Below are 17,513 nucleotides of genomic sequence, written 5' to 3' on the forward strand. Positions count from 1 at the left end.
ATCGTGCTCGACGTTCTGGTCATCCTGCTCCGGCTCGCGCAGTACGGCGGCGCGGTCGTCCTGCTCGGGACGCCGCTGTTCCTCCTCTACGGGTTGCGCGGGTCGGACGCGGTGGCCCTCGGCTGGACGAGATCCTTGCTGGTCAGCGCGGCGGCCGTGGTCGCCATAGGCTCCGCCGCCGCCTTCGCGGCCCAGACCGCTGTGATGGCGGGCTCGCTGACTGAAGGTCTCAAGCCGGCGACGCTCGGCTTCATGCTCACGGGCACGAGCCTCGGACCCGCCTTTCTCGTCCGGACGCTGGCCGCGTTGCTCGCGCTTCTTGCGCTCATTCAAGACAAGCCGTCCCGCGGCCTGTGGAAATTCGTCGCTGTCGCCGGTCTTATCGTCGGCGCCAGCTTCGCCTGGACGGGACACGGCGCGGCCACCGAAGGCGCGGGGCGCTATGTTCATCTGACGGCCGCGATCCTGCACAGCTGGGCGGCGGCGGTGTGGCTCGGCGCGCTCGCGGCCTTGCTGATCCTGACGTTGCGGCGGCGGTCAGAAACGGTCGATGGCGATAGGATCCTCTATCGAGCCCTTCACGGATTCGCCGGCGTCGGATCCGCATCGGTCGCCGTCCTGGTTCTGAGCGGACTGGTGAACAGCTGGTTCATGGTCGGACCCGATCGTATCGCTGGCCTCTTGAGCACGCCCTACGGTCTGCTGTTGACGGGCAAGCTCGTGCTCTTCGCGCTCATGCTGGTTCTGGCGGCCGCGAACCGCTTTTATCTGACGCCCCACCTCGGCAGCGCCCTGGACGATCCCGAGTATCTTGGCCCCGCCATTTCACGGCTGAAACGCAGCTTGGTGATGGAGACCCTCCTCGCCCTGGGGCTGCTGGCCCTGGTGTCCATCATGGGAACCCTGGCTCCGGTCTCGGCCATGGAAATGGCGATGTAGCCGTTGGCGCGCGCCGAACGCGCTGGAGCCAGGTGCGTCGCACGCGCTCTTGGGACCGGCTGCGAATGGCCGTTGGCCCAGCGACCTGGACCCGCCTAGACTGCTCAAGAATTGAGGGGGCGCGCCGTGTCAGATCGAGTTCGTGATCTTATTGAACAGTGGCGGCGCGACCCGGCTGCGACCTACCAGACCTGGTTCTTGTGGGACGAGCGTCTGAAGAATTTCCGCTCCATCCGTCGCGGCATCGGCCAGGTCGTCAAGGAGATCGAAGCAGGCCGGTTCGGCGTGGCCTATCGCGGGTCGTCGCTGGAGACGATCGTTCATTCGGTGGCCGAACAACGGCAGATCTTCAAGGGCGCGGACCATGCCTTCCTCTGGAAGCCCAAACTTCGCATCCCGGACATCTACGAAAACCCGGCCAATCAACGCGCTTTCGGCCGGCTCCTGCATCACTGCAGCTGTTGTTCGACAGCAACGGAAATTCTCGCGGGCATCCGCACGATCGACCAACTCCGAATCAAGGGACTCGGGCCTGCAGTGGCCAACCTGATCTATTTTCTCCATCCCACCCACGTTTCGCCGTTCAATACCGCGATCGTCAACGGCTACAACGCGATCACCGGATCAAAGGTCAAGCTCGGGAGCTGGGAGCACTACCTTGCGATGCGGCAAGGAATTTTGGCCCTCAACGCTCGCTACAGCGATCTTCTGTCCAACGATCTCGGGGCGATCGCGGGCTTCCTGTTCGACGTGGGCTCCGGCCGTTATCCCGCGCCGCCCCTGGACGACGAGAGTCTGTCCGCCAGCGGCTGGGACGCGCGGCTGGCCGAAGCGCGCGCCGAAGCGGTCAAGTTCGAGAAGACCGCGCTCCAGCAGGGCGAGACGGACCGGACCCACACAGAGATCCAGGCCTGGGTCCGTGATCTGGGTCGCGCGCTGGGCTACAGGGTCTGGATCGCGTCCAATGACCGCGGGCGCCAGCACGAGGGCGCACGCCTGAGCGAGGGCTGCCTAGAACAACTACCGCCGTCGCTGGCGAACGGTCCAGGCGCCGAGTCCATCCGGCTGATCGACGTACTCTGGCTGGAGGGAGACGCGGACCGCGTGGCGGCCGCCTTCGAGGTCGAGCATTCCACCACGATCTACTCCGGTGTCGTGCGAATGCTGGACCTCGCCCTGTCAGGCGAACTAAACATCTCCGCCGGCCTTTTCCTGGTCGCTCCCGACAGCCGCGAAAACGATGTGCGGGCGCAGTTGCAACGTCCGGCCTTCAGCCGGATCGCCGATCTCAATGTGCGCTATCTGCCCTACGGAGAACTGGAACGGCACCGGGCATCAATCGCCCGCTTCGGAACCGGTCTCAGGGCTCTGACCGAGATTTCGCACCGCGTGACCTGATCGTCGGTGACTGGCCCGCCTCGCATCCAGGTCGTTCTGGCTCACAGGCCTGATAGGCAAGAGCGCGATCCTCCAGCCGCACCCGCCAGGTGATCAGCATGGCATTAAGCGCGGTGAACACCACTGCTATCCAGACCTGGCCGAAAACCAGCGGCAACATGGCGATCTCAAGAGATGCGATCCAGTAGTTGGGATGACGAATGACCCGGAAGGGCCGGATCGGACTAGCGGCGCGCCGGGCAGGTGATGATCCGAGTGGTCCAAAACCGGCCAAGGTCGCGATCACCCCGCTTGCTCCAGCGCGCTCGTCGTGCTCTCGGCCATCAGGGCGACTGCGTGTTCCAGGAACAGGTCGTTCCGCTCCGCGAAGCTGTGCGGCTGCAGATACCAGTCCATTGGGACGCACGAATGCCGTGTGTCGATCAAGGCGTTTCGATAGATAGGCGCCAGCCGCTCGAAACCGCCGTGGGTCGTGGCGAACATTTCGGCCCCGTTGGCCGCGACGTCCTCTTGCCGCAGGATGTGCGGCGGCCAGGCGGTGGTCAGGGCGGCGAGACGCGGTGGTGAAGTCCGGTCGTTGTCTCTTGGCAGAGCTTCCTGTGATCGAGCCGTCGCCTGCCTCATGGCTCCCGCTTGCGAACCGCACGCGCCATTTTCAGGTCGCGGGAGATCCGTATCCACAGCAGGATGAAGCCCGAAATCACAATGCTCAGGGTCAAGGCGGTAGTGATGATGATCAGGGGGTGATTGAAGTCCTCGCCGTCGTTCCAGTCCATGACGTGCAGTCGCCAGAAGAAGTCGAAGATCCGCCACACGCCCGAGCGGCGCGTCACCACTTCGCCTGTCGCTGGCGACAGGTAGAAGGCCGTCTTTTCGCGGTCGGCGAAGTCTACCCGCCACAGCGGTCCGGTGCGTCCCGTCTCCTCGGGCGCCGTCGCCAGAAGAACCGCGCCGGAAACCCGCGCCTCGCCCTTGTACGCGCCCTTGGCGAAGGCCGAGGCGTCGGCGGCCGACATCGGTCCGAACGGCCGGCCGGTCGCGGCGGACACGACGACTGGCTCGCCCGACGCCGGCTTCAAGGTCCAGGCCGCCCCCCGCGGCGTCGTGTGAAGCTCCGCCTGGACAGGCGCGACGCCCGCTCGGCGCGCGATCTCGCTCAGTGCCGGAAGCGCGCCGAGCTCCAGCGGGCTCGGCTTGAGGTCAACCGCCCGATGTTCGCCGCGCACCGTCTCGATCGGAATGGCCGTCATCACCAGACCGCCGCCGACCCAGAACAGCACCTGAAGGCCGACGACGAGCGCAATCCATTTGTGCAGCTGGGTGGAGAGCTTGAGAACCTTCATCCCTGGGCCTCGCCTAGCCGTGACGCGCGAAGACGCGCGTACCGCCGCCCTTGAGGATCAGCAGGGTCTCATAGGGCTCACGTTGGCCGTCTGGCGTCTCCATGCCGGGAGACCCCAGCGGCATCGCCGGCACTGCGAGGCCCACGGCCTCGGGACGTTCGGCCAGAAGCTTGCGGACATCCTCGGCCGGCACATGGCCCTCGAGGACATAGCCGCCGATCATGGCCGTGTGGCAGGAGGCGAGCGCCTCGGGCACGCCCTGGGTGCTGCGTATAGAGCGAAGGCTCGGGAGTTCGTTGACCCGCGCCTTGAAGCCGGCGGCGCGCATGTGATCCACCCAGGCCGTGCAACAGGCGCAGGTCGGGGTCTTGTAGACCGCGAGCTCGGTCGATGAACGGGCGCCCGGAGCGCAGGCCGCGACGGCGACGGAGCCGGCCCCCGCGGCCAGAAACGCACGGCGTGAAAGGGTGGGCATCGATCTCATGGGTCCCTCTGGCGAGCGATATCTGGAGGCCGCCGATGACGGTCGCCGCCGCGATCAGGCGGCGGGGCGGAAGGGCCGGGCCGAGGAGTGATAGACGTCGAACCTCCACTCGTCACCCCGCTTGCGCAGGACGCTCGTGGCGGCGCCGCGGCGCTCTATGGGGGCCCGGGCTCCGTACTTGAAGGTGATGTGGAAGGTGTAGGTCTCGCTCACGAAGGCGGTGTCGCCGTCAACCTCGACTTTCATTTCGTGGTTGCGGAAGTCGAAGCCGGCCAGATCGGCGAATTCGGGCCCGAGATGGTGCTCCAGATAATAGGCGAACGATCCCTCCACGCCGCCGTTCTCGAAGATCTCCGAGTCGGTCCAGAACAGGGCCGGCGTCTGCGACACGTCCATCCGCTCGATGGCGTCCTTGTAGGCGGTGACGACCGCTCGGACCTGGGCCTCGTCAGCGGATTGCGCATCGCCGGGGGCGTGCGCCGAGCCTGGCGTATGGGCCGAGCCGGGGGCGTGGGAGCGGGCCGGCGCCTGTGATTGAGCTTGCGCTTGGCCGGAGGTCGCGAGGAGGGCGGCGACCGCCGATCCGGCGAGTGCTGAACGGAACATCATGGTGCAGTCTCCTGGTTTGCCGCGGCCGCAGTAGAACCCGGTCCGGCGAAGTAGATGAAGAACGAGGCGTTCGGGCGACGACGGACCCCAAGGCCGTCAGAACATCAGATGCCTCATGCCATGGGTCAGCATCCCGCCCAGCAGGCCGTTGACCACCACGGCGGCGGCGGTCACGGTCAAAAGACCGATGTAGATCAGCTCGCGCCCGCGCCCCGGCCGGCGGACCCATTGTTCCTTCGCCCACCAGCTCAGCAGGCCGAGCGCGGCGATCGAGGTGCCGAGCCACCGATGGTAGAGGTGAGTCACATCGTCCTTCCCGGGCAGCCCCATAGCGAACCATCCCAGCGCCACCGCGGCGACCGCGGAGATCGCCGCCAGGGCGATGATCACCCGCGTGCCCTGGGTCAGGACCGGCCGACGCAGCGTCAGGGCGGCGATCTCGAGGAGCGCGGCGACGAGGAACAGCGCGATCGGGAAATGGACGGCGGCGGGATGCATGGCGCCGAGCCAGCGATACAGGCGCTGGGGCATTGGCTTGGGACCCTCGTCCGCCGTCATGGCCCCGTGGTCCATGTCCATAGCCATCCCCGGCATGGCCATCACGCCGCCTTCTGGCACGGCGCCCGCCGGCGCGGCGGCCTGGGCACGGGCCGCGGCCTGCTTGTCATGATCCTCGTGCGCGAACGCGGGCGCGCTGACAGACAGCGCCACCACCAGGGCGATCCCCGACAGAAGTTTGCGTATCGACATTGTTCTCTCCCATCCCGTCCCTTCTGCTAACTACGCACCGGGGAGGCCGTCCCCTCGTTTGAGGGATTTGGCTTGTTTCGGCGTAGTAGGGATTAGGGGCGCAAGGAGAGTGTTCGATGGCGCGTAATTTGGATGATCTTTTGGCCGGATCGGCGGCGACGCCCTTGGGCCGGTCGCTCGACGGGCTCGAACCGCTCGTCTGGAGCCGGGTCGACGCGCTTCGCGGCGAAAGGCTCGCGTCGCAACTGCGTTTGGGGGCCGTCGCCATGGCCCTGGTCACCGGCCTGACGGCAGGCGGCGTCGGCGCGGTCGCCGCCCCCAGACCGGCCGGGGAGATGGCCATTTTCACGGTCGACGCGGGCCTGTCGCCTCTGGTGAGACTGGAAACCGGCCGATGAAGCGCGGCTGGCAGGCCATCGCCCTGACGGCCGTCCTGGCGGCGGTCGCCAGCGGCGCGGGCACTTGGATCAGCGCCAGCTGGGTGCTGAGCCGGCGCGAACCGCCATCCCTGCACGACATCGTGCACCACGACCTGAAGCTCTCGCCCGACCAGCTGACCCGCATCGACGCAGTCGAAGCCCGGTTCGCCGCGCGCCGGCCCGCGCTCGAAGCGGACGTCCGCGCGGCCAATCAGGAACTGGCGCGCGCGATCGCACGGAGCGACGGCGACGGTCCCCAGGTCCAGGCGGCGGTGGACCATTTCCACGTCGCCATGGGCGCCTTGCAGAAGGAGACGATCGCCCACGTCTTCGAGATGCGGTCCGTTCTGACGCCGGCCCAGGCCGAGGTATTCGACGACCGTATCGTCGAGGCCCTCGCGCCCGACGAAGGCTAGCGTTCCGCGTGGACAGCCCCAACGACCTGTCAGCCCGCGCCGCCGGCGGGGACCGGGCGGCCTTCAGCGAGTTGATGCGGCAGACCAAGACTTCTCTGTTCCGTTTCGTCCGGCGCTATGTCGGCGATGAACAGGACGCCTGGGACCTGTTGCAGGACACCTATGCGGCGGCCTGGATCAACATTCGCCGCTACGACCCGGTCCGACCCTTCGAGGCCTGGATCCGGACCATCGCACTCAATAAATGCCGGGACTGGAGCCGTCGCCGCTTCGTTCGGCGGCTCATCCGGGGCGACGTCGACCTGTCGTCGCCGGAAGCCATGTCCGTGCCGGACGGGGCCGAGGCGGTGGATGACCGGATGGATGCCAGCGCAAGGCTGGCGCGGTTGAACGAGGCCATGAGCCGTCTGCCGCCGCACCTCAAGGCTCCGCTTATGCTGACGGCAATCGAAGGGCGCAGTCAGGCGGAAACGGCCGGGATGCTGGGTGTCTCCATCAAGACCGTGGAGACCCGCGTGGCGCGGGCTCGTCGCAAGCTGTCCGAGGCGCTGGACGACACGCCCGCTGTCCGGGCCGCTCTTGAGTGATCAGCTCGAGGGTCCTCGGAACCTTCGTCGCGCCTTAGCCCCGCTCGGGCCGCAGCGGCGCTCCGTCGATCGACCTCCAGGCGGCGAGGGATGCGGCGCCCGTCCGCGTATTCTAGTATGAGGGCGTCGCGGGAAATCGACCCGATCATCGCCCTTTTCTTTCAGGAGCTTGTCACATGAGAGTCCCGATCCTAGCCGCCGCAGCGGCGATCACCTTGGGCGCCTGCCAGCCGGCCGCCGACCCTCAACCGGTCGAGGCCCAGACGGCGCCGGGCGCCTCGGCGACGACCCCGATGGAGGCCGCGCCGGTCGCCACGCCCGAGCCGACCCCGCAGCCGCAGGCCGCCGCACCAGCCCCGGCGCCGTCCCCCCGGGCCTCGACGCCCCGACCGACCCGCCCCGCGCCGGCGCCAGCACCCGCCCCGACGCCGCCGCCGGCCGATCCGATGGCCGGCCATGACATGTCGAAGATGGACGGCATGACCATGCCGCCCAACCAGTAGTCCACGTAAGCATCAGGAAGTCTCTCATGAACCGTTCAATCCTCACCAGCCTGGCCGCTCTGGCGGCGCTGGCTCCCGTCTCCCTCGCCCAGGCCCAGAGCCATTCGCACGCGGGCATGTCGGCGCAGGATCACGCCGCCATGCAGGCCCCCGCCAACGGCGTCGTCACCGCGCCCGCGGACAACGCCATGCTAGCGGTCGCGCCGACGACCTTCTCGGCGACGTTCCCGCACGCCATGACCCTGACCTCTCTCAGGCTGACGGGCCCTGACGCCCGGTCCATCGACGTGGCTGTGGTCGACGACGCGGCGCCGGTCACCACGGTCAGCGCGCCCCTCCCCATCCTGGCCCCCGGATCCTATTCCGCCGCCTGGGCCGCGAAGGGCGCCGACGGCCACCAGATGAACGGCCTCGTCCGTTTCATGGTTCACTGAGGGATCGGCCTCCCGCCTCCTGAGGGGCCGAAGCCGGATGTGGAAGGAACGCCGCGCGACCTGCCGCGCGGCGTTTTTCCGTCGTCGATCAGCGGTCGGCTCCCCGGCTGACCCCTCGCGATGGTCTTTCAGCCCTGGGCTCAGTCGGCGCGCCGTGATCGCCGGCCGGCGCGATCCATCCGGCCGGGGGGCGAACTACGCTCCTGAAGGTGGGGCGCCAAGCTCGCCAATGTCCGGGTCACAACGTGGGCGTCGCCGAAACCGCGTCCTACAGCTTGGCCAGCCTCCGGGTCGTACAGAATGGTGAAACAGCCCAGCGCCTTGGCCGGGCGAATGTCCCATTCCAGACTGTCTCCGACGACACAGACCTCGGGCGGATCGACGTTCAAGGCGGCAAACACTCGCCTGAACGCGCCCGGATCGGGCTTGCCAACGCCGACCTCGCCTTCAATCTGGATATGATGGAAACGCGAAGCCAGACCGAAACGCTCGATCTTGGCGCGCTGCAGTGGACCGGCGCCGTTGGTGAGCAGCGCGAGCCGGTATCCAGCGTCCCGCAGTTGGACCAACACGGCGTCCGCCTTGGGTTCGAGCCGCATCTGCCGGTCGCGATGGAGGCTGAAGGCGTCGGCGATGCGCTCTGCGATCTCGGGAGATACCGTTGGACTACTGTCGCGCCGCAAGGCCTCGAAGGCTTTGGCTGCGATGACGCGCCGGGCCTGCTTCGGGTCTGCGCGGCCCACGGCGTGGCTGTCCGGATCGCTCCAGAAGGCCCGCCCCGCCTCCGTCAGGGCGCGCGCTGCAACGTCCGGAGCGAGGTCGCCAAGCTCGGTCTGGTATACCTGACAGACGCTGCGCCACGCCAGATCAGGGCGGCGATAGGCTGAGAGCAGGGTGTCATCCAGATCGATCACGACGGCCCGGATCCGCCGCCCCGCTGTCATTGGACAACACCGGGCCGGTCACCGGCCGGCGCAAGGCACAGGCTGTAGCGAGGCCCTGGCCCCGGCGGGGGCGTCCTGACAACCGACCCGTTGCGTGCCTGTGGGGGCGCCGGCGTCAAGACAAGACCCGCCGCCGCTTCGCTAGAACCACGCCCGAATGCCGACGACCAGCCGGGTGTCTTCCGAGCTTCGCCCGTCAGCTTCCAGGAAGTCCGCCGTATTGCCGAAGCTCTTGGTCCATTCGACGCCGACATAGGGTGCGAATTCCTTGCGGAACTCGTAGCGCAAGCGGGCCCCGATCTGGAGCGTCGACAGGCCGGACCCGATCCGGAGTTCGGGGATGTCCTCCGCCGACAGCACCACCTCGGCCCGGGGCTGCACGATCCAGCGATTGGTGATCCGCTGATCATATTCGGCCTCCGCCCTCGCCGTCAGTTCGCCCTTGTTGGACAGGAAGGCCGCCGCATCGACCTCGAACCAGTAGGGCGCCAGACCCTGAATGCCGACGACCAGATCGGTCCGGTCGCCCTCGGGCCGGTAGGTCTGCCGCAGGCCGGTCTGGAAGTCGAAGAAGGGTCGGAACGCCCGGCTGTAGAGGGCCTGGATCTCGGCCTCCTCGACCTCGCCGTCAAAAGCGCCCTCCCCTTCCGACTTCCACCAGAACCGATTGATGTCGCCGCCGGTCCAGCCCTGGGCGTCCCAGGCGTAGCCTTCCTCGTCGTCGCCAAAGGTCGCTTCGAGCTGGTCGATGATGACCGCCGTCGTGCGGACGTTTCCGTGCTCGACCAACAGCTGGGCGCGGGCCGCCGCCATTTCGGCGGGGTCGAACAGCAGGTCGGCGGCATTGGCCGGCCCGCTTGCCGCGCCCGCCGGAGCGGGGGCTTCCGGTGGACGTCCGGGATTGTTCGCGCTGGTCGGGACGTCGGGCGGCATGGCCATTCCGGACATGTCGTGTCCGGCCGGCATCTGACCCATCGTCGACATGTCGTGCCCCGCCGGCATGGCCGGCGCGGGCGGGGTCTGACCCATGGTCGACATGTCATGGCCGGCATGCGGGGACGCGGCGGCCGGAGCCGGCTGGGTCTGGCCCATCGTCGACATGTTGTGTCCCGCCGGCATGGCTGGCGCGGGCTGGGTCTGACCCATGGTCGACATATCATGACCGGCATGCGGGGACGTGGCGGCCGGAGCCGGCTGAGTCTGGCCCATCGTCGACATGTCGTGCCCCGCGGGCATGGCTGGCGCAGGCTGGGTCTGACCCATGGCCGACATGTCATGGCCGGCATGCGGGGACGCGGCGGCCGGAGCCGGCTGGGTCTGGCCCATAGCCGACATGTCGTGCCCCGCCGGCATGGCCGGCGCGGGCTGGGTCTGACCCATGGTCGACATGTCATGACCGGCATGTCTAGACGCGGCGGCTGGAGCGGGCTGCGTCTGGGGCATCGTAGACATGTCGTGTCCCGCAGGCATGGCCGGCGCAGGCCGGGTCTGGCCCATGGTCGACATGTCGTGCCCCGCCGGCATCGCCCCAGCCTGCAGACGGACGGGCACCGCGCCCGTCGGGCACGTCGGCGCTCCGGCCGTCCCTATCCGGGATGCATCGGCGGTGGAGGAGCCGCGCGCGACGCAACCCTCCGGAAGCGTCTGGCGAACAGGCGCGGGCGTTGCATGCCCGGCGTGGCTCTGCGCCAGCGCAGGCGTTCCCGCCGCCGCGGAGGCCGCGGCGAGGATCAGGGGAAGGACGGCGACCGACGTCTTCACGATGCAGCTCCTTCCATCGGACGGACCGTGACCACATTGAACATCCCGGCATGCATGTGCAGCAATAGGTGACAGTGGAAGGCCCAGTCGCCGGGGTTGTCGGCGGTCAGGTCGAAACTGACCTTGCCGCCCGGCGGAACGTTGACAGTGTGTTTGAGCGGCTGGTGCCCGGCAGGGCCCCCGGTGACCAGTTCGAAGAAATGGCCGTGCAGATGGATCGGGTGCGCCATCATGGAATCGTTGACCAGGGTCACGCGCACCCGCTCGTCCCGCTCGAACCGGATCGGCTCGACCAGCTCGCTGAATTTTCGGCCGTCAAAGCCCCACATGAACCGCTCCATATTGCCGGTCAGATGGATTTCCATCGTCCGGGACGGGGGACGCTGATCCTTGTTGGGCTGGAGCGAGACGAGGTCGGTGTAGACGAGGACGCGATGCGGAACATCCTGAAGCCCGATCGGACGCTCGCCCATGCGGTTGGCCGGCGCCATCGCGATGGCATCGACGCCCACACCGACCGCCATGTCGGGCGGCGCATTCTCGGGATCGCGCATGTTCATTCCGGCCATGGAGCCGTGATCCATTCCAGGCATCGCCCCGGCAGGCTGGGCAGGCACGGCGCCGTGATCCATGCCCGCCATGGCTCCGCCGGAGGCTCCGGTCATGGCCCCGTGGTCCATCCCGGCCATGGCTCCGCCCGGCTGGGCTCCCATGGACCCGTGATCCATTCCGCCCATGCCGCCCATGTCCCCCATGCCCATGTCCTTCATGGTCAGGTTGGGAACCTCCCGCAGCGGCGGAACCTCGGCGGTCATTCCAAGACGCGGCGCCAGGGTCGCCCGCCCCATGCCCGATCGGTCGATGGCTTCGGAGACGATGGTGTAGGCGCGGTCCTCGGTCGGCTGGACGATGACGTCATAGGTCTCGGCCACAGAAATCTGGAACTCGTCGGTCTCGATCGGGCGCACATTCTCGCCGTCGGCCTGAACCACGGTCATCGGCAGTCCGGGAATTCGCACGTTGAAGATCGACATGGCCGAGGCGTTGATGATGCGCAACCGCACCCGCTCGCCGGGCCGGAACAGACCGGTCCAGTTCTCCCGCGGCCCGTGGCCGTTGATCAGATAGGTGTAGGTCGAGCCGTTGACGTCGAGGATGTCGCGCGGATCCATGCGCATCTCGCCCCACATCCGGCGCTCTTCCAGGCTCATCCGGTCGCTGCCGTCCAGCAGGCCGGCCAGGGTGGTGCGCTGGCGGTTGAAGTAACCGGGGCTCTTCTTGAGCTTGTCGAAGATTTCGTGCGGGTGCATGAAGCTCCAGTCCGACAGGACCAGCACATGTTCGCGGTCGTAGGCGACCGGGTCGGCGCCCGCCGGGTCGATGACGATGGGCCCGTAATGGCCGAGCGCCTCCTGCAGTCCTGAGTGGCTGTGGTACCAGAAGGTGCCGGACTGCCGGACCGGGAATTCGTAAACGAAGGTCTCGCGCGGGCGGATGCCGGGGAAGCTGACGCCCGGCACACCGTCCATCTGGAACGGCAGCAGGATGCCGTGCCAGTGGATGGATGTGTCCTCATCAAGCTGGTTCGTCACCGCGAGGCGGACGTTCTGGCCTTCGCGCAAACGGAGCACCGGCGCGGGAAGCACGCCGTTGATCGTTGTGGCCGTGGCGGTGCGCCCGTTCACGGTGAACGGCGACTGACCGATCGTCAGGTCGATGTTCGGGCCGGTGAGGGTCGGCAGGTCCGCCCGCAACCCCGGCGAACCTGTCTGGGCCCAGGCGGGCATCAAGCCCTGCAGGGCCGCGAGACCGCCTCCGGCGACAGCGCCGCGCAGCAGTAGTCGACGATCCAGCTTCATGGGATACTCCTGAAAGTCATGACCGCGCCTCCGTACGGCGACGATCTATAGGGATTTACGCAGGCGACGCGGTCGGCCCTCGCGACACGCTGCCGCAGAGCCGACCGCGCCGGCGGCCCTCGCGGCCGCCCGCCGAATTACCGCCGCGCCAGAAGAGCCTTCATCTGGGCGATCTCCTGTTCCTGGGAGCGGACGATTTCCTCGCACAGACCGAGCACTTCCGGATCCGTCAGCGAGGCTTGCTGGCACATCAGGATGGCGCCGGAGTGGTGCGGGATCATCGAACGCAGGAACTCCGTGTCTCCCACCGCCGCCTGGGTCCGCATACCCCAGAAGCTGACCGCAAACACCAGGGCGGCAGCCCCGCCGATCAGCAGATTCGTCCGTTTCGACGGATACATCGACCGCATGAACACCAGCATGAGGATCGCCATAGGCGAGACCATCATGAGGGTCATGTAGACGTTGTTGAGGTTGAAGTAGAAATGATTGAGGGACGCGATCATCGTGTACATCACGAGGTACATGATGATGAAATCCAGGACGAGCTCGATCGCGAACGACCGATAGCTCCCCTTCATGGCGTGCATGGTCTTCATGTTTTCCATCGATTGTTCTTCCTCTACTCGCAAATCTGCAACGGGACTTCTCGCCGACGCCGGATCATCCTGCGCTGGCGGGATGAGCCTCCAGCCAGGCGCGCAGCTCCGCGATGTCCGCGGTCTGCATCTCGATCGTCTTCTGCGCCATGCGCCGGATGTCGGCGTCCTGGCTTTCGCGCAGCACCACCTGGGCCATGTCGAGGGCGCCCTGGTGATGCGCGATCATCTTGCGAGCCCAGGTCTGGTCCGTGTCGACCCCGGTCGCGGCCATCATGGCCTCCATCATTTTCGCTTCGGCCGGCGCGAACGGCGGCTCACCGCCTCCGCCCGGCGCTGCCGCACCGGCTGCGGCCCCCACGTTTGTTTCGAGCCAACGCTGGAGCTCGGCGATGTCCCCGGTCTGCATCTCGACGGTCTTCTGCGCCATCCGGCGAATGTCGGCATCCCGCGTGTCGCGCAGCAAAATCTGGGACATATCGAGGGCGCCTTGGTGATGGGGGATCATCTTGCGGGCCCATGCCTCTCCGGCGCTGGCTCCCGTCGCCGACCTCATGGCCTCGTGCATCCTCGCCTCGGCGGCGGAGAAGGGCGTCTGCGCCATCGCCATGGGCTCCGGAGTCTGCGCCGACTCGTCGGCCTTGGAGGCCGCCGGCGGCTCGGCGGCCGGGCTGCACGCCGCCACGAGGAGAGCGGAACAGCCGGCGAGCAGAACGGACGAGCGTGTGAAGGTCAGGTTGAACATCGGGTGTCTCCGGCGTAGGGCGGCGCCGGCGAATCGGCCGGCGGCTAGTTGAAGAGGGCGCCGGCGAGGCGGCGGCGGGACGCGGACTTGAACCGGGATCTCGGCGCCGTTGCGCAACCGGACATGAACGCCAGTTAAATCCGGGTCCTCCGACACGGTTCCGCCTTGATCAAATATACCCGAACGCTGTTGGATCAGGCGAGGGATCGGCTGCCGGAGTGCGTAATGGCGCAAACGCCGATCGTCGCCTTCTCCTGGCCCCGGTCCCCCATGCCGCCCCCGTTAAAGTCTGACCGCACGAAGCCGCAGCGCATTGCCGATGACGCTCACGGAGGACAGGGCCATCGCCAACGCCGCCAGAGCCGGCGACAGCAGGAGGCCAAAGATCGGGTACAGCAGCCCCGCCGCGACCGGGATGCCCAGGGCGTTGTACCCGAAGGCGAAGACGAGATTCTGGCGGATGTTGCTCATCACCGCCTTCGACAGCTTGCGCGCCCGGACAATGCCCTGGAGATCGCCCCCCAGCAGGGTGACGCCGGCGCTCTCGATGGCCACGTCCGACCCGGCGCCCATGGCGACCCCGACATCGGCGGCGGCCAGGGCCGGGGCGTCATTGACCCCGTCGCCGGCCATGGCCACGATGCGGCCCTCGGCCCGCAGACGCTCGACGACCGCCGCCTTGTCCTGCGGCAGGACCTCGGCCTGGACATCGTCTATGCCGAGCCGGCGCGCCACCGCCTCGGCCGTGGTCCGGTTGTCCCCGGTCATCATCACCAGGCGCAGGCCCGCGGCCTTCAGAGCGCGAATGGCCTCGGCGGTCGTCGCTTTGACCGGGTCGGCGATGCCGAGGACTCCGGCCGCCACCCCGTCAACGGCCACGAAGATCGCGGTGGCGCCGTTCTGGCGTAGCGCCTCGGCCTCGGCCTCGAGCGCCGCGACCTCGACGCCGATCTCCTTGAGGTAGCGGCCGTTGCCGAGCGCCACGCGGCGGCCGTCGACCACCCCGGTGACGCCGCGCCCGACCGGGCTGTCGAACTCCGACGCCTCCGACAGCACGAGCTTGCGATCCGCCGCGGCGCGGACGACGGCGTCGGCCAGCGGGTGCTCGCTGCCCCGCTCCAGACTGGCGGAGAGTCTCAAAAGCTCGGCCTCGTCGAACCCGGCGGCGGGCCGGATGGCCGTCACCGACGGTCGCCCCTCCGTCAGGGTACCGGTCTTGTCGAGCACCAAGGTGTCGACCTTTTCGAAACGCTCCAGCGCCTCGGCGTTCTTGATCAGCACGCCGGCGTGGGCGCCGCGCCCCACCCCGACCATGATGGAGATCGGCGTCGCCAGGCCCAGGGCGCAGGGACAGGCGATGATCAGCACCGAGACCGCGGCGACCAGCGCGTAGGACAGGCGCGGTTCGGGACCGACCAGGCCCCAGACGAGGGCGGCGAGAACCGCGATGCCGATCACTGCCGGCACGAACCAGCCGGACACCTTGTCGGCCAGACGCTGGATCGGCGCGCGGCTGCGCTGGGCCTGGGCGACCATCTGGACGATCTGGGCCAGCAGGGTGTCGGCGCCGACCTTGTCGGCCCGCATCACGAACGAGCCGGTCTTGTTGAGCGATCCGGCAACCACCCTGTCGCCGACGTCCTTGGTCACCGGCATGGATTCACCCGTGACCAGGGACTCGTCGATGGTCACGCGGCCGTCCAGAATCTCGCCGTCGACCGCCACCTTCTCGCCGGGACGGACGCGCAGCCGGTCTCCGACGGCGACCAGGTCGAGCGTGACGTCCTCGTCGCCGCCGTCGTCGCGGACCCGACGCGCGGTCTTGGGCGTCAGATCCAGCAGCGCCCGGATGGCGCCGGACGTCTGTTCGCGCGCGCGCAGCTCAAGAATCTGGCCCACCAGAACCAGGACGGTGATGATGGCCGCTGCCTCGAAATAGACCGGCGCGCTGCCGTCCATCCGGCGGACCGCCGCCGGGAACAGAGCCGGCGCCAGCACCGCGACCACGCTGTAGATCCAGGCCGCGCCGACGCCGATGGCGATCAGGGTGAACATGTTGAGGCTGCGGTTGCGGAGGGAAGCCCAGCCCCGCTGGAAGAACGGCCAGCCGGCCCACAGCACCACGGGCGTCGCCAGCGCGAACTGGATCCAGTTGGAGGTTTGGCCCGAAATCCGCATCGCCAGTCCGGTCAGATGGCCGCCCATCTCGAGCGCGAAGACGGGCAGGGTCAGGACCGCGGCAACCCAGAGGCGGCGGGTGAAGTCGATCAGTTCGTGATTGACCGGCGCCTCGGCGGTGACGGTCTCCGGCTCCAGCGCCATGCCGCAGATCGGGCAGGAGCCCGGGCCCTCCTGGCGCACCTCCGGATGCATCGGGCAGGTGTAGATGGCGCCCGGGATGACAGGCGCCGGTTGCCGGGCCTCGCCGAGATAGCGGTCCGGATCGGCGATGAATTTGGTCCGGCAGCCCGCCGAACAGAAGAAATAGTCCTTATCGTCGTGGGCCGCCCGATGCGCTGTGGTCGCCGGATCGACGGTCATGCCGCAGACCGGATCGACCGCCTTCGCGCCGCTGTCCGCCGATTTGGCCGAACAGCAGCTGTGGTCGGGCGGATGCGAAGGGGAGGGCATGGACATGGCGGGCTCCTTGAAACAGCTGGACGCCATATATACCCTAAGGGGGTATCGCGCAAGGCGCTGTCCTGGGGTATGGTCGAACGGTCAGAGCGAGGAATTGGATGCAGACGGAAACAAAACCCAAGGTGTTGAACCGCCTGAACCGGATCGAGGGCCAGGTGCGCGGCATCGCCCGGATGGTCGAGGAGGACCGCTACTGCGTGGAGGTCCTCACCCAGCTCCAGGCCGTACGGGCGGCCCTGCTGCGCGTCGAGAGCGAGGTGCTCAGAGACCACCTTGACCACTGCGTCATGGGGGCGATGACCGGCGACGATCTCTCCGATCGCAAGGCCAAGGCCACAGAACTGATCGACCTTCTCGGACGCGCCTCGCGGTAGCGCAGGACATTTCCCTAGACATCCCGTCGGATTGGTTCGGCGAGCGTCTTAAAATATCCTCTCGGGTAGTCGGGCCGACGGCCGATCTGGCCTGCCCGGGGCGTGTGGACCCCGGACCGGAAACTTGCCCAAGAGATGATCCCACAGGCTGGTGAACAGGCCGAAAAACCCACGGAAAATCACGGGAGCGTAGCAAAGACGTGGAGCCTGCATCTGCGCCTAGGCCAGGACCTTGAGGCGCCGACCGACCAGGCCCCACGGGCGACGGCTCCGGGCGCCGGGTCCTCAGACGGCTTGAGGAGCGCCCCTTCAAGGCGTGCATCCAGCTTACATACCTTGACGCCGAGCTGTTCTTTGAAGCCCGCCACGATGCGGTCCGGCTGGGCCTCAGGGCTCGACAGGGCCGTCGGAGAGGGCGGAATGACGAGGCGAGGGCCGGCCGATCAGCGCCAGAAGGCCCGATGACGATCGCCTGACGGCTCAGGGCGGACGGTCGTCCAGAACCACGCGGACCGAGCCCGCGCGAGCCACGGTCAGCTGGATTGCGACATGGGTGGGCGACGTGGTCTTCGTGCGCGCCCGCATAGACGGCCCATCCATCGCCCATGGAGAAAACCGCGCTCGATGAGATCCAGGCCATCGTTCACCACGGCCCGCGCTGAACTGTGGGCTGAGCCGGTGGCACGCGTCATCCCGCCTTCCGATGAAA

Annotated in this window: 19 protein-coding genes; 8 read left to right on the plus strand and 11 right to left on the minus strand. The window is 67.8% G+C overall.

Annotated features, from left to right (window positions below; genetic code table 11):
• The first annotated feature begins 3 nt into the window (after window positions 1–3).
• The gene (gene copD / locus O5K39_RS02600; RefSeq protein ID WP_088582512.1) at window positions 4–939 is read left to right on the plus strand and encodes a copper homeostasis membrane protein CopD; all 936 of its coding nucleotides are present in this window, start codon (window positions 4–6) and stop codon (window positions 937–939) included.
• Window positions 940–1,050: 111 nt separating this feature from the next.
• Window positions 1,051–2,337 (plus strand): type II restriction endonuclease, encoded by a 1,287-nt coding sequence (locus O5K39_RS02605; RefSeq protein ID WP_221415120.1) that lies wholly within the window; start codon window positions 1,051–1,053, stop codon window positions 2,335–2,337.
• A 282-nt stretch (window positions 2,338–2,619) separates the two neighbouring features.
• On the opposite strand, the gene O5K39_RS02610 is transcribed toward O5K39_RS02605, so the two are convergent.
• The 5 genes from O5K39_RS02610 to O5K39_RS02630 all read right to left on the minus strand — a co-directional run bounded on the left by O5K39_RS02610 (window position 2,620) and on the right by O5K39_RS02630 (window position 5,523).
• Window positions 2,620–2,961 (minus strand): hypothetical protein, encoded by a 342-nt coding sequence (locus tag O5K39_RS02610; RefSeq protein ID WP_088582511.1) that lies wholly within the window; start codon window positions 2,959–2,961, stop codon window positions 2,620–2,622.
• The gene (locus O5K39_RS02615) at window positions 2,958–3,680 is read right to left on the minus strand and encodes a PepSY domain-containing protein (protein ID WP_088582510.1); all 723 of its coding nucleotides are present in this window, start codon (window positions 3,678–3,680) and stop codon (window positions 2,958–2,960) included. Before O5K39_RS02615 ends, O5K39_RS02610 begins: the two co-directional genes overlap by 4 nt.
• Window positions 3,681–3,693: 13 nt before the next feature.
• Window positions 3,694–4,164 (minus strand): DUF411 domain-containing protein, encoded by a 471-nt coding sequence (locus tag O5K39_RS02620; RefSeq protein WP_306418727.1) that lies wholly within the window; start codon window positions 4,162–4,164, stop codon window positions 3,694–3,696.
• Window positions 4,165–4,218: 54 nt separating this feature from the next.
• Complete coding sequence (locus O5K39_RS02625) at window positions 4,219–4,773, minus strand: nuclear transport factor 2 family protein (RefSeq protein ID WP_088582508.1); 555 nt, start codon at window positions 4,771–4,773, stop codon at window positions 4,219–4,221.
• A gap of 96 nt (window positions 4,774–4,869) precedes the next feature.
• Window positions 4,870–5,523 carry a DUF2231 domain-containing protein gene (locus tag O5K39_RS02630; RefSeq protein ID WP_088582507.1) on the minus strand — a complete coding sequence of 218 codons (654 nt, stop codon included), beginning with the start codon at window positions 5,521–5,523 and terminating at the stop codon, window positions 4,870–4,872.
• A 116-nt stretch (window positions 5,524–5,639) separates the two neighbouring features.
• Here O5K39_RS02630 and O5K39_RS02635 point away from each other — a divergent pair, with 116 nt between their 5' ends.
• The 5 genes from O5K39_RS02635 to O5K39_RS02655 all read left to right on the plus strand — a co-directional run bounded on the left by O5K39_RS02635 (window position 5,640) and on the right by O5K39_RS02655 (window position 7,882).
• Window positions 5,640–5,921, plus strand: a complete 282-nt coding sequence (locus O5K39_RS02635) for a hypothetical protein (protein WP_088582506.1) — start codon at window positions 5,640–5,642, stop codon at window positions 5,919–5,921.
• The gene (locus O5K39_RS02640) at window positions 5,918–6,358 is read left to right on the plus strand and encodes a periplasmic heavy metal sensor (RefSeq protein ID WP_088582505.1); all 441 of its coding nucleotides are present in this window, start codon (window positions 5,918–5,920) and stop codon (window positions 6,356–6,358) included. Before O5K39_RS02635 ends, O5K39_RS02640 begins: the two co-directional genes overlap by 4 nt.
• An 8-nt stretch (window positions 6,359–6,366) precedes the next feature.
• Complete coding sequence (locus O5K39_RS02645) at window positions 6,367–6,945, plus strand: RNA polymerase sigma factor (RefSeq protein ID WP_230307708.1); 579 nt, start codon at window positions 6,367–6,369, stop codon at window positions 6,943–6,945.
• 176 nt (window positions 6,946–7,121) lie between these two features.
• The gene (locus tag O5K39_RS02650; RefSeq protein ID WP_183197649.1) at window positions 7,122–7,448 is read left to right on the plus strand and encodes a hypothetical protein; all 327 of its coding nucleotides are present in this window, start codon (window positions 7,122–7,124) and stop codon (window positions 7,446–7,448) included.
• A gap of 26 nt (window positions 7,449–7,474) precedes the next feature.
• Window positions 7,475–7,882, plus strand: coding sequence for a copper resistance CopC family protein (locus O5K39_RS02655; RefSeq protein WP_052004988.1), 408 nt, complete (start codon window positions 7,475–7,477; stop codon window positions 7,880–7,882).
• Between the two features lie 140 nt (window positions 7,883–8,022).
• On the opposite strand, the gene O5K39_RS02660 is transcribed toward O5K39_RS02655, so the two are convergent.
• The 6 genes from O5K39_RS02660 to O5K39_RS02685 form a co-directional block, all read right to left on the minus strand.
• Window positions 8,023–8,796, minus strand: coding sequence for an HAD family hydrolase (locus O5K39_RS02660; RefSeq protein ID WP_164952667.1), 774 nt, complete (start codon window positions 8,794–8,796; stop codon window positions 8,023–8,025).
• Window positions 8,797–8,967: 171 nt separating this feature from the next.
• Window positions 8,968–10,587, minus strand: a complete 1,620-nt coding sequence (locus O5K39_RS02665; protein WP_240612155.1) for a copper resistance protein B — start codon at window positions 10,585–10,587, stop codon at window positions 8,968–8,970.
• Window positions 10,584–12,446, minus strand: a complete 1,863-nt coding sequence (locus O5K39_RS02670; protein WP_035308097.1) for a copper resistance system multicopper oxidase — start codon at window positions 12,444–12,446, stop codon at window positions 10,584–10,586. Before O5K39_RS02670 ends, O5K39_RS02665 begins: the two co-directional genes overlap by 4 nt.
• Before the next feature lie 137 nt (window positions 12,447–12,583).
• The gene (locus O5K39_RS02675; protein WP_035308099.1) at window positions 12,584–13,054 is read right to left on the minus strand and encodes a DUF305 domain-containing protein; all 471 of its coding nucleotides are present in this window, start codon (window positions 13,052–13,054) and stop codon (window positions 12,584–12,586) included.
• A gap of 55 nt (window positions 13,055–13,109) precedes the next feature.
• Window positions 13,110–13,790, minus strand: coding sequence for a DUF305 domain-containing protein (locus O5K39_RS02680; RefSeq protein ID WP_271145750.1), 681 nt, complete (start codon window positions 13,788–13,790; stop codon window positions 13,110–13,112).
• Window positions 13,791–14,072: 282 nt separating this feature from the next.
• Window positions 14,073–16,427, minus strand: a complete 2,355-nt coding sequence (locus O5K39_RS02685; RefSeq protein WP_230307595.1) for a heavy metal translocating P-type ATPase — start codon at window positions 16,425–16,427, stop codon at window positions 14,073–14,075.
• 101 nt (window positions 16,428–16,528) lie between these two features.
• Between O5K39_RS02685 and O5K39_RS02690 the strand changes: the two genes are divergently transcribed.
• Window positions 16,529–16,804, plus strand: a complete 276-nt coding sequence (locus O5K39_RS02690) for a metal-sensitive transcriptional regulator (protein WP_088582502.1) — start codon at window positions 16,529–16,531, stop codon at window positions 16,802–16,804.
• Window positions 16,805–17,513 lie beyond the last annotated feature (709 nt).

This window comes from Brevundimonas sp. NIBR10 (assembly GCF_027912515.1).
GTDB lineage: Bacteria > Pseudomonadota > Alphaproteobacteria > Caulobacterales > Caulobacteraceae > Brevundimonas.

What these genes read in the sequence shown, in the direction of transcription:
- O5K39_RS02610 (WP_088582511.1), bottom strand. Translation starts at nt 2,961, where the DNA reads ATGAGGCAGGCGACGGCTCGATCACAGGAAGCTCTGCCAAGAGACAAC.
- O5K39_RS02615 (WP_088582510.1), bottom strand. Translation starts at nt 3,680, where the DNA reads ATGAAGGTTCTCAAGCTCTCCACCCAGCTGCACAAATGGATTGCGCTC.
- O5K39_RS02620 (WP_306418727.1), bottom strand. Translation starts at nt 4,164, where the DNA reads ATGAGATCGATGCCCACCCTTTCACGCCGTGCGTTTCTGGCCGCGGGG.
- O5K39_RS02625 (WP_088582508.1), bottom strand. Translation starts at nt 4,773, where the DNA reads ATGATGTTCCGTTCAGCACTCGCCGGATCGGCGGTCGCCGCCCTCCTC.
- O5K39_RS02630 (WP_088582507.1), bottom strand. Translation starts at nt 5,523, where the DNA reads ATGTCGATACGCAAACTTCTGTCGGGGATCGCCCTGGTGGTGGCGCTG.
- O5K39_RS02635 (WP_088582506.1), top strand. Translation starts at nt 5,640, where the DNA reads ATGGCGCGTAATTTGGATGATCTTTTGGCCGGATCGGCGGCGACGCCC.
- O5K39_RS02640 (WP_088582505.1), top strand. Translation starts at nt 5,918, where the DNA reads ATGAAGCGCGGCTGGCAGGCCATCGCCCTGACGGCCGTCCTGGCGGCG.
- O5K39_RS02650 (WP_183197649.1), top strand. Translation starts at nt 7,122, where the DNA reads ATGAGAGTCCCGATCCTAGCCGCCGCAGCGGCGATCACCTTGGGCGCC.
- O5K39_RS02655 (WP_052004988.1), top strand. Translation starts at nt 7,475, where the DNA reads ATGAACCGTTCAATCCTCACCAGCCTGGCCGCTCTGGCGGCGCTGGCT.
- O5K39_RS02670 (WP_035308097.1), bottom strand. Translation starts at nt 12,446, where the DNA reads ATGAAGCTGGATCGTCGACTACTGCTGCGCGGCGCTGTCGCCGGAGGC.
- O5K39_RS02675 (WP_035308099.1), bottom strand. Translation starts at nt 13,054, where the DNA reads ATGGAAAACATGAAGACCATGCACGCCATGAAGGGGAGCTATCGGTCG.
- O5K39_RS02680 (WP_271145750.1), bottom strand. Translation starts at nt 13,790, where the DNA reads ATGTTCAACCTGACCTTCACACGCTCGTCCGTTCTGCTCGCCGGCTGT.
- O5K39_RS02685 (WP_230307595.1), bottom strand. Translation starts at nt 16,427, where the DNA reads ATGTCCATGCCCTCCCCTTCGCATCCGCCCGACCACAGCTGCTGTTCG.
- O5K39_RS02690 (WP_088582502.1), top strand. Translation starts at nt 16,529, where the DNA reads ATGCAGACGGAAACAAAACCCAAGGTGTTGAACCGCCTGAACCGGATC.